The following is a 16,081-nucleotide window of genomic DNA, read 5'->3' on the forward strand; positions in this document are numbered from 1 at the left end:
CCCTACCGATCCGGTCGGTAGGCCAGGCCCGCGAATGTCGCAGTGATGCCCGCGACGGCCATGAAGAGCCAGCCCACGCGGAATTCGCCGAGGGTGTGGTGCGCGCCCGCACCCAGGATTGCGGTCAGAATGGCAACGCCCAGTGCGGAACTGGTCTGCCGCGCCATCATGAGCGTGCCGGAACCGAGCGAGGTCTCGGCGGCGGGCAGTAGCGCGGCCGAACCGAACAGCGGCGGCTGCAACAGTGCGGTACTGGCTCCGGCGAGTATGCCGCCGGGCAGGATGATCAGCGCGTAGGAATCGGTGAGTCCGCTGGCCAGCACCCACCACCCGGCACCTGCCGCCAGGCACGCGCCACCGAGAGCGGCCGAGGCGCGAGCACCGAAGCGGGCGATGAATCTGCCCGAGAACGGTGACAGCAGTAGACAACTGATCGGCAGCGGAGCCACACCGAGGCTGGCCGCGAGCACCGAATAGTGCAGCCGTTCGGTGAGGAACAGCGTGATTTCCAGGATCATGGCCGCGAAAGCCAGGTAGTAGCAGAACACCCCGAGCAGTGCGGTCCGGAATAGCTTGTGCCGCAGAACAACCGGGCTCACCACCGGATCGGGGTGCTGTCGGATATGCACGGCGAACCACACGGCCAGGCCGATCGCGGCGATGAGCATGCCGAGGGTCGCCACCCCCGTGTAACCCCAGGTGTCCGCCTGCACGAACACCGTGGTGAATCCCGCCGTCGCGCCCAGAATGAGCAGTGCACCAAGGGGATCCAGCCGCCGTCGCACACCCGGTGCGATATCGGGCAGCACCCGCAGCCCCAGGACGAACGCCACCACCGTGAACGGCACGTTCAGCAAGAAGATCCACCGCCACCCCGCCTGCAACAGCAGTCCACCCAGCACTGGCGCGCTGGCCCCGCCGGCGGCCGCGATGGCGGTCCAGATGCCCATGACCATCGCATGTTCCCGGCGCGGGAAGCTGGGCAGCACCAGTCCCAGTCCGGTCGGCACCAGCAGCGCCGCCGCTGCCGCCTGTGTGATGCGCGCGACGATCAGTACGGCCAGATTCGGCGCGGTCCCGCACGCGAGCGACGCCAGCCCGAAAAGCGCTATGCCGATGAGGAATCCGCGCTTGCGCCCGGTATCGTCGGCCAGCCGCCCGGCAGGTACCAGCAGTGCCGCCATCACGATCGTGTACGCGTTCAAGGTCCACGACACCGCACCGGTCGAGCTGTCGAACGATTCCCGCAGCGCCGGAAACGCGACGGTGACCGCGAAAAGATCGAGTATGGCGAGGAATTGGGCGATACCGGCGATGGCGAGTACGCGATAGCGCCCCGCCGATACTGTCTCGACCCGCTGAGCTGCTTCGTCTTCGGTCGTCGTTGTCATGGGTTCGACTATCCGAGCCCGGCATTCGCGCCGACAGTGGCAGGAATGCCACGATGCGCTAGATTTCTGACAGGGCCGAGGGCTACCGTGAATTCATGGAGCCGAACAGCCCGGGAACGGGTATCGATCCCGGAACCCTCGCCGTGGCCGTCGCCCCCGGTATGCCGATCTTCGAGGTCGCCATCCCGTACCAGGTCTTTTCCGAACCGCCGCTGGGCGTGGACCCGGACCGCTGGTATCGCTTCCAACTGTGCGGACCCCGCGACGCCGTATCCGCCGCACTGCGGGATCCGTTCGTGGCCTTGACCGCTCATGACTACGACGATCTGATCCGCGCCGATACGGTGGTCATCCCGTCCACCCCGAACGTGCGCGAGCACCCGCCCCGCGATCTGGTCGACGCCGTCCGCGCCGCCTACGAGGCGGGCGCGCGCATCGTCTCGCTCTGCACCGGCGCGTTCATCCTCGCCGAGGCGGGCCTGCTGGACGGCCGCCGCATGACCACGCACTGGCGGCATATCGCCGTCATGCGCGAACGCTTCCCGCACCTGGAGATCGATCCGGCCGTCCTCTATATCGATGACGGCCGCATCCTCACCAGCGCGGGCACCATGGCCGGAATGGACCTGTGCATCCACCTGATTCGCAAGGATCTGGGCTCCGGCGCGGCCAATGCCGCCGCCCGGCATCTGGTGGTGTCACCGCATCGGGCCGGGGGTCAGGCCCAATATCTGCAATCCCCGGTCCCCGCCTATCCCGCCGACTCCGGCCTGTCCGCGACGTTGCAGTGGGCCATTCATCACCTGGATCAGCCGCTCACCGTCACCGATCTGGCTCGGCACGCGAATACCAGCGAACGCACCCTGGCCCGCCGCTTCCACGCCGAAATCGGCGGCACCCCGCTGCAATGGCTGCTCACCCAGCGCGTCATTCGCGCCCGAGAGCTATTGGAGTGCACCGATTTACCGGTGGACGTGGTGGCCGACCGCTGCGGACTCGGCACGGCCGCCAACCTCCGCACTCATTTCGGCCGCGAGGTCGGCATCTCCCCGAGCGAATACCGCCGCTCCCACCGCGTCACCCGCCACGAGATCATCACCGGCTGACCGGCCGCCCGCTATGTCCGGCTGGTGAGGATGTATTCGCCGAGCAGGTCGTATTCCTCTTCATCGATGCCGTCGTCGAGCGGTACCGCGACCGCGACGGTGCCCTCCTCCTCGCCGACGAAGAGCGCCGGGTCATTGCAGTCCGCGAAGCCGATGGCGTCGATTCCGGCGTAGGCCGCACCGCCGCACCAACCGTGGTCGGCGACAACGAGATCCGGGCGCGCCTCACCCGCCTTCTCGAGCGCCGCCAGCACCAGCCGGATCGGCCGATCCGAATGCGTGTGCACCGCACCGATCGGGTCGCCGATGGTCGCGACGCCGAGGAAGTAGTCGACTTCCAGCCGCTGCCATCCGCGCCGGGTGTAGCCGTCGTATCCCGCACCCGCACCAGCCCGGACTATCGTCCCGCCCGCATCGGTCAGGGCCGCCGCCAATTGCTGATAGAGCCGGGCCAGGGTGCGCGGATGCCCGGTGGCGAACAACACGCGCTGCTGTTCCCGCAGCGCCTGCTGGAACCGCTCCGCATATCGGTCCAGCGCCGATGCGGTGAGTTCGGGATCGATGGTGTCCACGCCCCGGCGGAACTGTGGTCGCGGATCCACCCCCACCTTGCGCGCCATCAATTCCAGGATCTCGGCCGGATCCTCCCAGCGCGGCCCCGGATTCAACCCGAACATATAGTCCGGATCCCGGTAGGCCAGCCGCTGATAGTGATCCAGATTGTTCTCCCGCGGCGTTGCTACCTGCCCCGCCATTCCGGTCGCCATCAAATGCGCGACCAGCGTTTCCCGCGTCGGTCCCATAGCCCCGAGCCTAACCGGACCCCGGTCCTCACCTCGATCTATTTGAGCCCCAAGGTAATCCGCCGAGCCGCCGCAATCGCCCGAACTCCACGCGAGTCCGGGCGGGCCGGTGTGCGCGACACAAACGAACCGGTTTGCGGTGTGCGCGCCCGGGCATCCGTCACTACGGTGGTTCGGGCAAGCGGAGACCAAGGTAGCGGTGGAGGCAGCATGTCAGTGGGGATCGAGCGGCTCGCGGACACGAATCACGTGGTGCCGGAGCGGCGCACGATTCCCGCCGCGGTGGTGTGGGCCTTCGCGGTGGTGGGGGTGCTGGCGGGGTGGCGCTACCTCGAGCAGGTGGCCGTCAATACGCAGATGATGACGCATCTGATGGACCTGGGCACCTACCAGATCGCGGCGCAACGCGTGGTGGACGGGGTGTCGGTCTACGACAGTCCGCTGCGGGGGAGCACCCGCGGGGTGTGGGAATTCGTCTATACGCCGTTCTCGGCCCTGCTGTTCGTACCGCTGGTTGCCATGCACGGCACCGTGTTCACCTGGGTCGGCCAGCTCGGCAATTTCGCCATCCTCGCCGCATCGGGATGGGTGGCGCTGTCGATGCTGGGCTATCGGCGTGATCGCCGGATGGCGCTGCTGGCGCTGTCGAGCGCGGCGATTCTGCTGTGGTGTGAGCCGATTCGCGAATCCATGGCGTTCGGCCAGATCAATATCCTGCTGCTGCTCATCGTGCTGGTGGATATGAGCCTGCCCGATTCCTCGCGCTGGAAGGGCGTGCTGACCGGTATCGCGGCCGGAATCAAGCTCACCCCACTGTTTTTCGTGCTCTACCTGCTGGTGACTCGCCGATTCCGGGCCGCCGCCACCGCGATCGGGGCTCTGATCGCCACCGTGATCGTGGGTTTGGCTGTGCTGCCCAAGGATTCGTGGACGTTCTGGAGCGGTGCGTTCGCCGATCCGGCGCGGGTGGGCGTACCGGCGAACCCGCAGAACGAGACATTGCGCGGCATGATCGCGCGCTCCCTCGGTGCGGGCACGGGGCTCCAATTGCTGTGGCTCGCAGGCGCTCTCGCGATTGTCGCGATCTGCCTGTGGCTGGCGCGCCGGTTCTCGGCGAGCGGCCGGGAACTGCCCGCCGTGCTGTTGTGCGGGTTGACCAGCACCGCCGTATCGCCGTTCAGCTGGATCCATCACTGGGTGTGGCTGGCACCGCTGCTGATCTACCTGGCCGATCTCGCCCTGCGCCGCGGCGGCATGATCGCGCCGACCGTACTGCTGGTGGTGTTCGCGGTCTCCTCGGGCGGCGTATTCGACCTGCTGGGAATGCGTTTGGGCAGCGTCTTCGATCTGCCCGAGCACGGCCGCTACGCGTTCCTGTCCCACAATGCCTACATCTGGCTCACCCTCGCATTGTTCGCCGTCGCGGCCGCGTGGCTGCACGGTGAAACGAAAACGGCCCGGGGGCAACAGGATCGACTGCCCTCGGACCGTTCACGCGAAAGCCTCAGCGCGGGTTGACAAACACGCTCAGCGCTGGCTGACCGCGCCTTCGGCGGCTTCGGCCCATTCCTGCCACTGCTTGGCCTGTTCGAGCGCCTTCTCCGCATCGCGGGTCTTACCGGCGGCCTGTGCCTTGGCGGCCTGCTCCTCGAACTGCGCGACCCGCTCACGGAATTGGGCCGCCCGGGCCATGGCCTCGGGATCGCTGCGCCGCCACTGCGCGTCGACGGCGTCGCGGACCCGCTTCTCGACCGCGCGCAGGCGCGCCTCCAGATCGTGGATGCGCTCGCGCGGCACCTTGCCGATGGCGTCCCACTTCTCCTGCAGATCGCGCAGCGCGGCGCGAGCGGCATCGAGATTGGTCTCCGGATTCAGGTTCTCGTAGTGCAGCAGCAGCTCTTCCTTGGAGTGCGCGTTCTGCTCGAATTCGGCATCCCGCTCCGAAGCGGCCGAATTGCGGGCCGCGAAGAACACGTCCTGCGCGGATTTGAAGCGCTTCCACAGCTGCTCATCGGCTTCGCGCGGAGCGCGCCCCGCGGCTTTCCATTCGGCGAGCAGATCGCGGAAGACCGCGGCGGTGCCCGCCCAATCGGTGGAATTGGCCAATTCCTCGGCCCGCACGCAGAGCTCTTCCTTATGCGTCTTGGCCGAGGCGCGTTCACGATCCAATTCCGCGAAGTGCGCGCCGCGCCTGCGGTTGAAGGCCTCGCGCGCCTTGGAGAAGCGCCGCCACAGTGCGTCGTCGACCTTGCGATCGACCCCGCGAATGGTCTTCCACTCGTCCAGGATTTCGCGCAGCCGATCGCCCGCGACCTTCCACTGGGTGGAATCCGCGGCGATCTGCTCGGCCTCGGCGGCCAGGGCTTCCTTGCGCTCGGTCTGTTCGTGCCGGGAGCGTTCCTTCTCCTCCTTGGCGTGCGCGGCCGCCTCGTCGGAGTGTTCGATGATGGCGCGCAGGCGCTGGGTGAGCCCGTCGATATCGCCGATGACCGCGGCGCTGGGCAATGTCTCGGCAAGCGCGGTGGCGGCGGTCTTGGTCTTGCGGGCGTCGGTGCCGGCGGCCAGGCGGGCCTCGAGCAGGGCAACCTCGGTGGCCAGATCGTCGAAGCGGCGGCCGAAGTGGGCCAGGCCCTCGGCGGTGTCACCGGCCTGCCAAGACCCGATGACGCGTTCGCCGTCGGTGGTCTTCACCCAGGCGGTGCCGTCCTCGTCGACGCGGCCCCACTGGCTGGGGTCGCTCACGCTCGGCACCACGACGGGATGCGGATGCGGGGTCGCCGGGCCGGGAGTGGGCTTGACGGCGTGTGGCTTCGGGGCTTCCGGTTTACGCGGCGCCGGGCCCGGGCGGGGACCGGCGGCGGTGGCCGGAGACGGACGCTGGGCGGCGCCGGGCTGGGGCGTCGAGGTCGGTTCCGACTGGGTAGCCTTCTCGTTTCCGCTGTTGTCGCTCATTGCTCCTCGTCCCTGCCGCGCGTCACGGCTGCCTGGTTACGCCCTAGCTCATTGTCCAACTCTCCCCATTCAACCAGGCTGAGATGCGAAATGCTGTCTTTGAGGCCACCTCCGTGGCGCGGCGATCAGGTGGGGTGGGGCTGGTGAGGCGCGGTAGCGCTACGGTTGACCGCGTGTTCTGTGTTGCGTCGCTGGTCCCCTCACCACCCGCCCTGATACCCGAGCTGGGTGGCGCGGCAGGCGCGGCGGCGGACGGTGATCTCGCGCGGCTGCGCGGCGCGGTGTTCGAGGCGGCCGGAGAGCTGGCTGGCCAGGCAAAACGGTGGATAGTCGTCGGCGTGGCGGATTCGGACAGCGTGTACGACTCGGAAACCGCGGGCACGTTCCGGGGATACGGGGTGGATATCCGGGCCGGTTTGTCGGCGACCGCGAATACCGAGAATCCGGATCCCGATTTGCCGCTGCCGGTGTTGATCGGCGGCTGGTTGCGCGAGCGGGTGGCCCCGGACGCGATCGCGGTGGCTCGTCTGGTGGCATCGGACACACCGGCCGCGGAGTGCCTGGCGTATGGCCGGAAGTTGCGCGCCGAGCTGGATTCAGCGACCGACCGGTACGGCGTGCTGGTCGTCGGCGACGGTGCGGCAACCCTGTCGCTCAAGGCCCCGCGCTATCTCGATCCGCGCGCCGAAGCGGTACAGGCCGAGATCGATCGCGCCCTGGCGGCGGGGGACCGGACCGCCTTGGCGGCACTGGATGAGCGGCTGTGCGCCGAACTCGATGTCGCGGGCCGCCCGGCCTTCCAGGTGCTGGCCGGACTCTTCGCCGCCGACGCCGCCGACCCCCGCGTCGAAACCTTCTATGCCGCAGCCCCGTTCGGCGTCGCCTACCACGCGAGCAGCTGGCTTCCCGGCGGTGCCGCATGATCCGGCCCATTGCCGTCGTCGGCCCCACCGCCACCGGAAAGTCCGATCTGGCCCTGGATTTGGCCGAACGACTACACGGCGAGATCGTGAATATCGACGCCATGCAGCTCTATCGCGGCATGGATGTCGGCACCGCGAAACTCTCGCTCGCCGAGCGCCGCGGTATTCCGCATCATCAGCTCGATGTTCTCGACGTCACCGAAACCGCGACCGTCGCCGTGTATCAAACCGCGGCTCGCGCCGATGTGGAAGACATCATGGCGCGCGGTCACACCCCGGTCATCGTCGGCGGTTCGATGATGTATGTCCAAGCGCTGCTGGACGATTGGGATTTCCCTGCCACCGACCCGGTGGTCCGCGCCAAATGGGAGACCCTGCTGGAGGAGCGCGGCGTGGTCATCGTGCACGAGGCGCTGCGTGCCGCCGATCCGGTGGCCGCCGACACCATCCTGCCCACCGACGGCCGCCGCATGGTGCGCGCCCTCGAAGTGGTCGAGCTGACCGGTAAGCCGTTCGCCGCCTCCGCCCCGCAGATCGGCGAACCCCGCTGGGGCACAGTCATAATCGGCGTCGACCGGGAAACCGCGGCATTGGACGCCCGTATCGAACTGCGCACCGCGAAGATGTTCGACTCCGGTCTGGTGGACGAGGTGCACACGCTGATCGGCCAGGGCTTGCGCGATGGCCAGACCGCCCGCCGCGCAATCGGATACGCACAAGTCCTGGACTACCTGGACAACGAATACGACCTGAACGAAGCGCAGGAGCGCACCTTCATCGGCACCAGGCGCTATGTCCGGAGACAGCGGTCCTGGTTCCGCCGCGATCAGCGGGTGCACTGGGTGGACGGCGCGGATCCGCGGCTGGCGGAGACGGCGCTGACGCTCATTCGCTCCTCGACGACGAAGGACGAACAGGAAGTCAGCTGAGTGACGCGTCGCGCGAATGCCCGCAATGCCTCGGTCCAGGTGTGGCAGGCATATCTGAACTCCCGGGCCAGTCGCCTGCGCGACAATAGATTCCTGGTGCACGGTCAGCGCCCCATTGCCCGCGCACTCGAATGTCATTGGCCCCTGGAGACTCTCGTCTATCGACTGGGTGCGCCGGAACCGTCCGGCTGGGCGCGCCAGGTGCTCGAATCCAGCGGTGTGCCGAGTATCGGATTGGTGCCGGAGGTGATGGCCGAACTGGCCGAACCCTCCGAATCGGTGCCGGAGTTGGTCGCGGTGGCGGTCTCGCGCCGAATGGAACTCGACGATTTCGCCCCGGGCACACCGGAACAGCCGCCCACCGTCGTGGTCATCGATCGCCCGGGTTCACCGGTCCGACTGGGTGCGCTGATCCGCTCGGCCGCGGCCTTCGGTGCGAGCGGGGTGATCGTGACCGGTTCCGGCGCGGACCATTACGACCCGCAGAGCGTGACCGCCTCCGATGGCGCGCTCTTCGCGGTTCCGGTCCTGCGCGCCTCCGGTCCGGCCCAGTTGACCGCGTTCCGGGACCGGCAACTGGCCCGGGGGATCGGCACCCGTATCGTCGGCAGTGACGATCACGGCGGTATCGCCCTCGACGAATTCGAGTTCGGCGCCGCCACCGTGCTGGTCATAGGTGATGAAAGCGAGACGCTCGCCCCCGCCTGGCGGCAGGTGTGCGATGAGCTGGTGTGCGTCCCGTCCGACGGTTCCCTCGGGGCCCCGTCGGCGGCGGCGGTGGCCCTGTACGAAATTTCCCGGCAGCGCCGGGCGTTGCGCTGACAACTCGGGTGTGGGTGAGGACGAATGGTGAACGAGAACGCGGCTGATATCGACTTCAGTAAAGGACACGGCACGCAGAACGATTTCGTCGTGCTGCCGGATCCCGATGCCTGGCTGGAGCTGACCGAATCCCGCGTGGCCGCACTGTGCGATCGCCAGCGCGGTACCGGTGCGGACGGTGTGCTGCGCGTGGCTCGCGCGGGTGCCCTCATCGAAAACGGCACTCTCCCGGTGCTTCCCGAGGGCGTGAGCCCGGAAGACTGGTTCATGGACTACCGCAATGCCGACGGTTCCATCGCCGAGATGTGCGGTAACGGCGTGCGCGTGTTCGCCCACTACCTGGTCGCCACCGGTCTCGAGACCGCCGATGAATTCGTGGTCGGCAGTCGCGCCGGAGCCCGTCCGGTGATCGTGCACCACGCCGATCCGGTGCACGGTGAGGTCACCGTCGCCATGGGCCGGGTCCGCACCCTGGGCGAGTCCACCGCCACCCTCGCCGGTCGTGAATTCACCGGCCTCGGCATCGACGTCGGCAACCCGCACCTGGCCTGCGTGGATCCCGCCCTCACCCATCAGGATCTGGCCGAACTGGACCTGACCCACGCCCCGTCGTTCGACCACACGGTCTTCCCGAACGGCGTGAACGTCGAAATCCTGACCGCCCTCGGTGTCGCCTCCGACGGCAATCGCGGCGTCGATATGCGCGTCTACGAACGCGGCGTCGGCGAAACCCGTTCCTGCGGAACGGGAACCGTGGCAGCGGCCGCCGCGGCACTCGCCCGCGACGGCTTCGATCTGGCCGCCGACACCGGCCACGTCCAGGTCCACATCCCCGGCGGCACCGTCACGGTCGGCATCGATCACGGCACCGCGACCCTGCGCGGCCCGTCGGTGCTGCTGGCCACCGGCAGGATCGCCGCCAAGTGGTGGCAGGACGCCTAGGACACGCCTGTCCTGTCGCCCGGAAATAACCGAATGCGCTGTTCGGTTGGTCCGTGGGATCATGGAGGCGTATGAGTAAACAAGAGACGTACGAGTTCACTCCCGCTGAGGAGAACACCGACGACGCCGCGACCGGCTGGTCCGCGTCGCCGACCGGAAACGATTCCGGATCGCCCACCGTCGGTGAATTGCAGCTCGATGACCGCGCCGCCCTGCGCCGCACGGCCGGCCTGTCCACCGAGCTCGAGGATGTCACCGAGGTCGAGTACCGGCAGCTGCGCCTGGAGCGCGTGGTGCTGGTCGGCGTCTGGACTGAGGGCACCACCGAACAGGTCGACGCGCGAATGGCCGAATTGGCCGCCCTCGCCGAGACCGCCGGTTCCGAGGTGCTGGACACGCTGATCCAGCGCCGCGACAAACCCGATAAGGCCACCTACATCGGCTCGGGCAAGACCGAGGAGCTGCGCACCATGGTCCTCGAGACCGGTGCGGATACGGTCATCCTCGACGGTGAGCTGAGCCCCGCGCAGCTGACCGCGCTGGAGAAGATCGTCAAGGTGAAGGTCATCGACCGCACCGCGCTGATTCTGGATATCTTCGCCCAGCACGCGACCTCCCGTGAGGGCAAGGCTCAGGTCGCGCTCGCGCAGATGCAGTACATGATGCCGCGACTGCGCGGCTGGGGTGAGTCCATGTCCCGGCAGGCCGGTGGTCGTGCGGGCGCGAACGGTGGCGTGGGTACGCGTGGTCCCGGTGAGACCAAGATCGAGACCGATCGCCAGCGCATTCGTGAGCGAATGGCCAAGCTGCGCCGCGAGATCCGGGAGATGAAGACCGCCCGCGATACCAAGCGGCATCGGCGGGTCTCCAGCGGTATTCCGCAGGTGGCGATCGTCGGCTACACGAACGCGGGCAAGTCGAGCCTGATGAACGCGCTTACCGGCGCGGGGATTCTGGTGCAGGACGCGCTGTTCGCGACCCTGGATCCGACCACCCGCAAGGCCGCGCTCGAGGATGGCCGCGAGGTCGTCTTCACCGACACCGTCGGTTTCGTCCGGCATCTGCCGACCCAGTTGGTCGAGGCCTTCCGCTCCACCTTGGAAGAGGTCACCGGCGCGGATCTGCTGCTGCACGTGGTGGATGGTTCGGACCCGTTCCCGGATGAGCAGATCAAGGCGGTTCGCGAGGTCGTCACCGATGTGCTGCGCGAAACCAAGACCCCGGCCCCGCCGGAGTTGCTGGTGGTCAACAAGATCGACGCCCTCGACCCGATGGAGCTGACCCAGCTGCGCGGCTGGCTCCCGGAGGCGGTCTTCGTCTCGGCCGCCACCGGCCAGGGTCTGGATGTACTGCGCGAACGCCTGGACAAGGTGCTCGGCGGACTGGTCGAGGTCAGCGTGCTGCTGCCCTACACCCGCGGTGATCTGCTCGCCCGCATTCACGCGGACGGCCGCATCCTCACCTCGGATCACGTGGCCGACGGCACCCTGGTCCGCGCCAAGGTCCCGGCCTCCCTCGCGGGCATTCTGAGTGAATTCGCCCACGCGGGCGTGGACGTCAGCGCCTCGACGGAATAGTCGCGCTCACCTCGGCGAAGGTTCGTGCGGGTCGCGCGGGTTTTCGGGGGTTTGGGGGCGAAGCCCCCGAGGGTCACCCGGGAGCGGGGTGAATTCGGCCCCCTGCAGGGTATTTCGTTAGCATCTCGCTATCGGAATCTCTGCAGGGAGGGATATCTTGTCGTCGAATGACAATCAATCGACCGAGTCACGGGGGCTCACCGACGGTGCTCCGTTGCACGTCGAGTTGACCGACATCGATCGTCGGGTCATAGAACTGATCACCGCGCCGTCGCGCGCCTGGTTCAGTCCGCGTTTCTACGGGCTGGAGAATTTCCCGCTGGACGGCCCGGTGCTGCTGGTCGGCAATCACACGCTCGCGGGCGGAACCGATGCCCCGCTGCTGGCGGCGGAGATCCTGGCCAAGCATGACCGCCTTGTGCGGGGTCTGGCCGAGAACATCCTCATCGATGTTCCGATCTTGCGAGATGGCTTGCACCGCTTGGGAGTTGTGCGCGGTAACCGCCGTAACTGCACCGCGCTGCTGGAGCAGGGCGAGGCGGTCGCGGTGTTCCCCGGCGGGGGCCGGGAAGCCATGCGCGGCAAGGGCCAGAAGTATCAGCTGCTGTGGGAGGGCCGAACTGGCTTCGCGCACATGGCGATTGCGACCGGGGCTCCGATCGTGCCGATCGCCATGGTCGGCGGCGATGACATCTACGACATCGTCTTCGACGGCGATCATCCGGTCATGTTGCCGCTGCGCAAGGCGGTCACCGGTCTGGGACTGCGCGCGAATCTGACGCCGCCGCTGATTCGCGGTCTGGGCCCGACGCTGGTGCCCAAGCCCGAGCGCTTCTATTTCTCGCTCGGCACCCCGATCGATACCAGTCCGTGGCGTGATGCCACCGATGCCGAGGCCGCCGCCCTGGAATTGCAGACGGTGACCCGTAAGGCGCTCGAGGAGGAACTCGGTTTCCTGCTCGCCGAACGGGACCGCGATCGCGGCCGTTCACTGCTGGGCCGGACCCTCTCCGCGGTCGGTCTCTGACCCCGTAGGTTTACCGGGGTTCAGCTGCTTCGATCTGCACTGTCAATGGCGACAGGCGCAGTTCGGACCACTTTTTCGGGGTTCGAAGTTAACCCTGATTCGACTTTCGAGTACCGTATGGGCAGAGGCGATGTGCCGATGTGGTCACTCAGGAGGTTGGCGTGGAACGCACTATTTTCGAACCCGAGCACGATCTGTTCCGGGAGTCGTTCCGAAAGTTTCTGGATCAGCATGTGGCCGCGCACCACGAGCAGTGGGAGCACGACGGCATCGTCGATCGCGCGGTCTGGCTGGAGGCGGGCAAGCAGGGCTTCCTCGGTATGGCGGTGCCGGAGGAGTACGGCGGCGGTGGCGTGAAGGATTTCCGCTATAACGCCGTGGTCACCGAAGAGGTCACCTACGCGCAGTATTCGGGCCTGGGTTTCGGCCTGCACAATGACGTGATCGCCCCCTATCTGCTGGAGTTGGCGAACGAGGAGCAGAAGCAGCGCTGGCTGCCCGGTTTCTGCTCCGGCGAGATCATCACCGCCATCGCCATGACCGAACCCGGCACCGGTTCGGATCTGCAGGGCATCAAGACCCGCGCGGTCAAGGACGGCGACGACTGGATCCTCAACGGCTCCAAGACCTTCATCACCAATGGCATCAACGCCGATATCGTCATCGTGGTCGCCCAGACCGATCCGGAGAAGGGCGCGATGGGCTTCTCGCTCCTGGTGGTCGAGCGCGGTATGCCCGGTTTCGAACGCGGCCGCAATCTCGACAAGATCGGCCTCAAGGCGCAGGACACCGCCGAGCTCTCCTTCCAGGACGTCCGCGTCCCGGGCAAGAACCTGCTCGGCACCGAGGGCCAGGGCTTCATCCACCTGATGCAGAACCTGCCGCAGGAGCGTCTGTCCATCGCCGTCATGGCCGCCGCCGCCATGGAAGGCTCGCTGAAGAACACCATCCAGTACGTGCGTGATCGCAAGGCGTTCGGCAAACCGATTGGCGCACAACAGAACACCCGTTTCGTCCTGGCCGAGCTGGCCACCAAGACCACCGCCGTCCGCGTCTTCGTCGACCGCTGCATCGAACTCCTGAACCAGGAGAAGCTCACGGTGGAGGAGGCCGCCATGGCCAAGTACTGGAGCACCGAGGAGCAGCTCGACCTCATCACCAAATGCCTGCAGCTGCACGGCGGCTACGGCTACATGCGCGAATACCCGATCGCCAAGGCGTACATGGACGCTCGCGTGCAGACCATCTACGGCGGCACCACCGAGATCATGAAGGAGATCATCGGCCGTTCCCTGAAACTGGCCTGATTCCAACGGCTTTCGAATTTTCGGCCGGTGACGTGACAGTCACCGGCCGACACTGCTTCGGCACCGGCCGGTCGGTAGGGTGACCGGTATGGCACTCACCTTGGGATCGATCACCCGCGGCGTCAACAGCGCGGTCGTCGCGCTGACCGAAGCACCGGTCATCGGGACGCTCATGCGGCGCGGATTCGTCGAGCTCACCTACGTCGGGCGGCGCTCCGGGCGGACGTTCAAGACGCCGGTGTTCTATTCGCGCAAGGGCGACACGATCACCATCGGTGTCGCCATGCCGGACAACAAGAAATGGTGGCGCAACTTCCTGGGCGAGGGCGGCCCGATCTCGCTGCACCTGGACGGCGCGGATCGCGGCGGGCATGCCACCGCCCGCCGGGATGACCGGGGCCGGGTTACGGTCCGGGTCCTGCTGGATCAGCCGAACTGATCGGCCGAATCTGCCGCGGCCCCCGTGTTTTCGGGGTGATGCGCGGCCGGATCGGCACCGCTACAGTGCATTTGAGCAGGTAGTTTCATCGCCTGCCACAGTGCGGCGGGGAGGTCGTCATGCCGGATGGGGCACGGGTTTTCGCTTGGTGGCTGGTACTACCGGGGGTGGTGGGCCTGTACTGGTTGTTCTGGGCCGTGGCGGCGCCGGGGTTCGGGCGGCAGAACGGGTTGCGCGCCTGGTGGTTCAATGTTTTCGCGCACGGCGGCGGACTGTGGTGGCTGATCGGGTACGCGGCGGCCGGGGTCATCGCCTATGGCGTGTACGCGTATTCGAACGCGGCCACCATCGCAGGTTCGCTGCTGTTGGTCACGGCGATCGTGGGTGCGGGGTATTTCCTGGTCGCACTGGACAAGAACGAGGGCCGGTTCTATTCGGGGGCGACCACGTTCTACATCCGCGATGCCAACCATGTTCCCGGCTCGGTGCATCTGCTCGGTGATGGCGGACAACGCGATTCGGACGGATGCGCGATTCTGGGGCGGCATGATGTGCGCGGTTGCATCAAACAGGGGGAGCTGTCGGCGGCGGGATGGGATCCGCGCGCGGGATCGCTGGACGGCGCCCGGATCGCGCTCTCGCGGGCGACGGGAGATGTACAGGCGGTGAGTCTGCTGACCGATACCATCACCTATCTCAACGGCAAGAACGGCGCGTGGAGCGGCGTGCTGGACGGCAGCGGTATCAATGTGCCGCTGGGCGGGGTCGCGGAGTGGACGGGGCAGGGCAATGCCACCGAATGCAACTTCATCGGCGACTACGCCATCGACAAGGCGTTCGGCGGTGCGCGGATGAACAGCCTGAACAATCTGCTGAAGGAGAAATACCCGCTCATCGGCTATGACATGAGCGATGTGTGGGGGTACTGCGATGGCAAGGAGCCGATCGTCGTCATCCCGGTCACCACGCCCATGCCGTGGACCCATCGCACCGTGACCGCGCCCGCCGGGGTGATAGTGGTGCGCGGTGATCACGGACATATCGCGCTCGACTACCGGCAGGAGGTGGCGGCGGGTGCGCTGCCGGGCCCGGTCTATCCGAAATCCCTTACCGCGCAACAGCGCACCGAGACCAAATGGGCCGCGGGCCGAGAGAACATGAACCGCAACCACTTCGGGTTCGATCCGGCGAATTCCGGGGCGCAGAGCGGCAATGTCTCGGAGTATCTGCTGCGCGATAAGGCGACCGGCCGCCTGCAATGGGTCACCCCGATGACCTTGCGGGGCAGCACTTCCGAACTCTTCGTGGCGTACTCGGTCACGTCCGCCGATGAAGTGCATCGCGGCAACCTCAACGCGCAATCGGTCTATGTGCTCGACGACAGCGACCCGCGCCGCATCAATATCGACAATCTCGATGCCGATGCCCGCGCCTGGCTGGCCACCAATGCCGGGACCGTCATGTCCAATGGCGGCAAACTGGTCGAGTTCACCCCGATCGACGGTGATACCTGGCGCGGATTCGTGGAGTTCAACGGCCGGGTCGTCTACCGGATGGATATCAGTGCCAGTCACAAGACCCCGGTCCAGCTGGTGAAACTGGACGATACGGGTGCCGCGGCCGCCGAGGCCACGCCGAATCCGGTCGCCGCACCGAATGCCGACTGCGCCAAGGATCTCGGTGGCCTCACCCCTGCCCAATTGGCGCAGTGCGCAAAGGTTTTCGTGGATGAGCTGGCAACCCGCCAGTCCCAGCCGCACTGATTCGGACGGTTGCCGCTCGCGCCGCGGTCCCGTTCGGGTCCGCGGCCGGGACGCGCCGTGCGGACCGGGCCTCCCGCCGGGCCCGGGACGGGTGCTGCCA

The 16,081-nt window shown here is 67.1% G+C and carries 14 protein-coding genes; 11 read left to right on the forward strand and 3 right to left on the reverse strand.

The features are described from left to right. Positions 1–2: 2 nt before the first annotated feature. A complete protein-coding gene (locus ACFC4D_RS30710; RefSeq protein WP_376068459.1) occupies positions 3–1,391 on the reverse strand; it encodes an MFS transporter in 1,389 nt (462 codons plus the stop codon). A 95-nt stretch (positions 1,392–1,486) separates the two neighbouring features. On the opposite strand from ACFC4D_RS30710, the gene ACFC4D_RS30715 reads away from it, so the two are divergent. After that, positions 1,487–2,497, forward strand: a complete 1,011-nt coding sequence (locus ACFC4D_RS30715; RefSeq protein WP_376068461.1) for a GlxA family transcriptional regulator — start codon at positions 1,487–1,489, stop codon at positions 2,495–2,497. Positions 2,498–2,508: 11 nt separating this feature from the next. Here ACFC4D_RS30715 and ACFC4D_RS30720 read toward each other — a convergent pair whose 3' ends face one another. After that, complete coding sequence (locus ACFC4D_RS30720; protein WP_375954321.1) at positions 2,509–3,300, reverse strand: phosphatase; 792 nt, start codon at positions 3,298–3,300, stop codon at positions 2,509–2,511. A gap of 210 nt (positions 3,301–3,510) precedes the next feature. On the opposite strand from ACFC4D_RS30720, the gene ACFC4D_RS30725 reads away from it, so the two are divergent. Continuing rightward, on the forward strand, positions 3,511–4,818 hold the full coding sequence (locus ACFC4D_RS30725) for a glycosyltransferase 87 family protein (protein ID WP_376068463.1): 1,308 nt from the start codon (positions 3,511–3,513) through the stop codon (positions 4,816–4,818). A gap of 9 nt (positions 4,819–4,827) precedes the next feature. Here ACFC4D_RS30725 and ACFC4D_RS30730 read toward each other — a convergent pair whose 3' ends face one another. Beyond that, a complete protein-coding gene (locus ACFC4D_RS30730) occupies positions 4,828–6,252 on the reverse strand; it encodes a DUF349 domain-containing protein (protein WP_375954318.1) in 1,425 nt (474 codons plus the stop codon). 173 nt (positions 6,253–6,425) lie between these two features. Between ACFC4D_RS30730 and ACFC4D_RS30735 the strand changes: the two genes are divergently transcribed. From ACFC4D_RS30735 to ACFC4D_RS30775, 9 genes are all read left to right on the forward strand, one after another. Further along, positions 6,426–7,175: a hypothetical protein gene (locus ACFC4D_RS30735; RefSeq protein WP_376068465.1), complete on the forward strand. Its 750-nt coding sequence runs from the start codon at positions 6,426–6,428 to the stop codon at positions 7,173–7,175. After that, on the forward strand, positions 7,172–8,104 hold the full coding sequence (gene miaA, locus ACFC4D_RS30740; protein ID WP_364631252.1) for a tRNA (adenosine(37)-N6)-dimethylallyltransferase MiaA: 933 nt from the start codon (positions 7,172–7,174) through the stop codon (positions 8,102–8,104). The genes ACFC4D_RS30735 and miaA overlap by 4 nt, the downstream gene beginning before the upstream one ends. Next, positions 8,105–8,926 (forward strand): TrmH family RNA methyltransferase, encoded by an 822-nt coding sequence (locus ACFC4D_RS30745; RefSeq protein ID WP_375954313.1) that lies wholly within the window; start codon positions 8,105–8,107, stop codon positions 8,924–8,926. 24 nt (positions 8,927–8,950) lie between these two features. Beyond that, positions 8,951–9,868, forward strand: coding sequence for a diaminopimelate epimerase (gene dapF / locus ACFC4D_RS30750; protein WP_376068467.1), 918 nt, complete (start codon positions 8,951–8,953; stop codon positions 9,866–9,868). A 71-nt stretch (positions 9,869–9,939) separates the two neighbouring features. Then, a complete protein-coding gene (hflX, locus tag ACFC4D_RS30755) occupies positions 9,940–11,445 on the forward strand; it encodes a GTPase HflX (RefSeq protein ID WP_376068469.1) in 1,506 nt (501 codons plus the stop codon). A 214-nt stretch (positions 11,446–11,659) separates the two neighbouring features. After that, a complete protein-coding gene (locus tag ACFC4D_RS30760; protein ID WP_375954307.1) occupies positions 11,660–12,472 on the forward strand; it encodes a lysophospholipid acyltransferase family protein in 813 nt (270 codons plus the stop codon). Between the two features lie 161 nt (positions 12,473–12,633). Next, on the forward strand, positions 12,634–13,779 hold the full coding sequence (locus tag ACFC4D_RS30765; RefSeq protein WP_375954305.1) for an acyl-CoA dehydrogenase family protein: 1,146 nt from the start codon (positions 12,634–12,636) through the stop codon (positions 13,777–13,779). 88 nt (positions 13,780–13,867) lie between these two features. Continuing rightward, positions 13,868–14,218 carry a nitroreductase/quinone reductase family protein gene (locus ACFC4D_RS30770; protein WP_376068471.1) on the forward strand — a complete coding sequence of 117 codons (351 nt, stop codon included), beginning with the start codon at positions 13,868–13,870 and terminating at the stop codon, positions 14,216–14,218. Between the two features lie 119 nt (positions 14,219–14,337). After that, positions 14,338–15,981, forward strand: a complete 1,644-nt coding sequence (locus ACFC4D_RS30775) for a hypothetical protein (RefSeq protein ID WP_376068473.1) — start codon at positions 14,338–14,340, stop codon at positions 15,979–15,981. Positions 15,982–16,081: the final 100 nt, after the last annotated feature.

The sequence above is a fragment of the Nocardia sp. NPDC056000 genome, assembly GCF_042269265.1.
Lineage (GTDB): Bacteria > Actinomycetota > Actinomycetes > Mycobacteriales > Mycobacteriaceae > Nocardia.

Coding starts and splice junctions, on each gene's coding strand:
- ACFC4D_RS30710 (WP_376068459.1), bottom strand. CDS start 1,391: ATGACAACGACGACCGAAGACGAAGCAGCTCAGCGGGTCGAGACAGTA.
- ACFC4D_RS30715 (WP_376068461.1), top strand. CDS start 1,487: ATGGAGCCGAACAGCCCGGGAACGGGTATCGATCCCGGAACCCTCGCC.
- ACFC4D_RS30720 (WP_375954321.1), bottom strand. CDS start 3,300: ATGGGACCGACGCGGGAAACGCTGGTCGCGCATTTGATGGCGACCGGA.
- ACFC4D_RS30725 (WP_376068463.1), top strand. CDS start 3,511: ATGTCAGTGGGGATCGAGCGGCTCGCGGACACGAATCACGTGGTGCCG.
- ACFC4D_RS30730 (WP_375954318.1), bottom strand. CDS start 6,252: ATGAGCGACAACAGCGGAAACGAGAAGGCTACCCAGTCGGAACCGACC.
- miaA (WP_364631252.1), top strand. CDS start 7,172: ATGATCCGGCCCATTGCCGTCGTCGGCCCCACCGCCACCGGAAAGTCC.
- dapF (WP_376068467.1), top strand. CDS start 8,951: ATGGTGAACGAGAACGCGGCTGATATCGACTTCAGTAAAGGACACGGC.
- hflX (WP_376068469.1), top strand. CDS start 9,940: ATGAGTAAACAAGAGACGTACGAGTTCACTCCCGCTGAGGAGAACACC.
- ACFC4D_RS30770 (WP_376068471.1), top strand. CDS start 13,868: ATGGCACTCACCTTGGGATCGATCACCCGCGGCGTCAACAGCGCGGTC.
- ACFC4D_RS30775 (WP_376068473.1), top strand. CDS start 14,338: ATGCCGGATGGGGCACGGGTTTTCGCTTGGTGGCTGGTACTACCGGGG.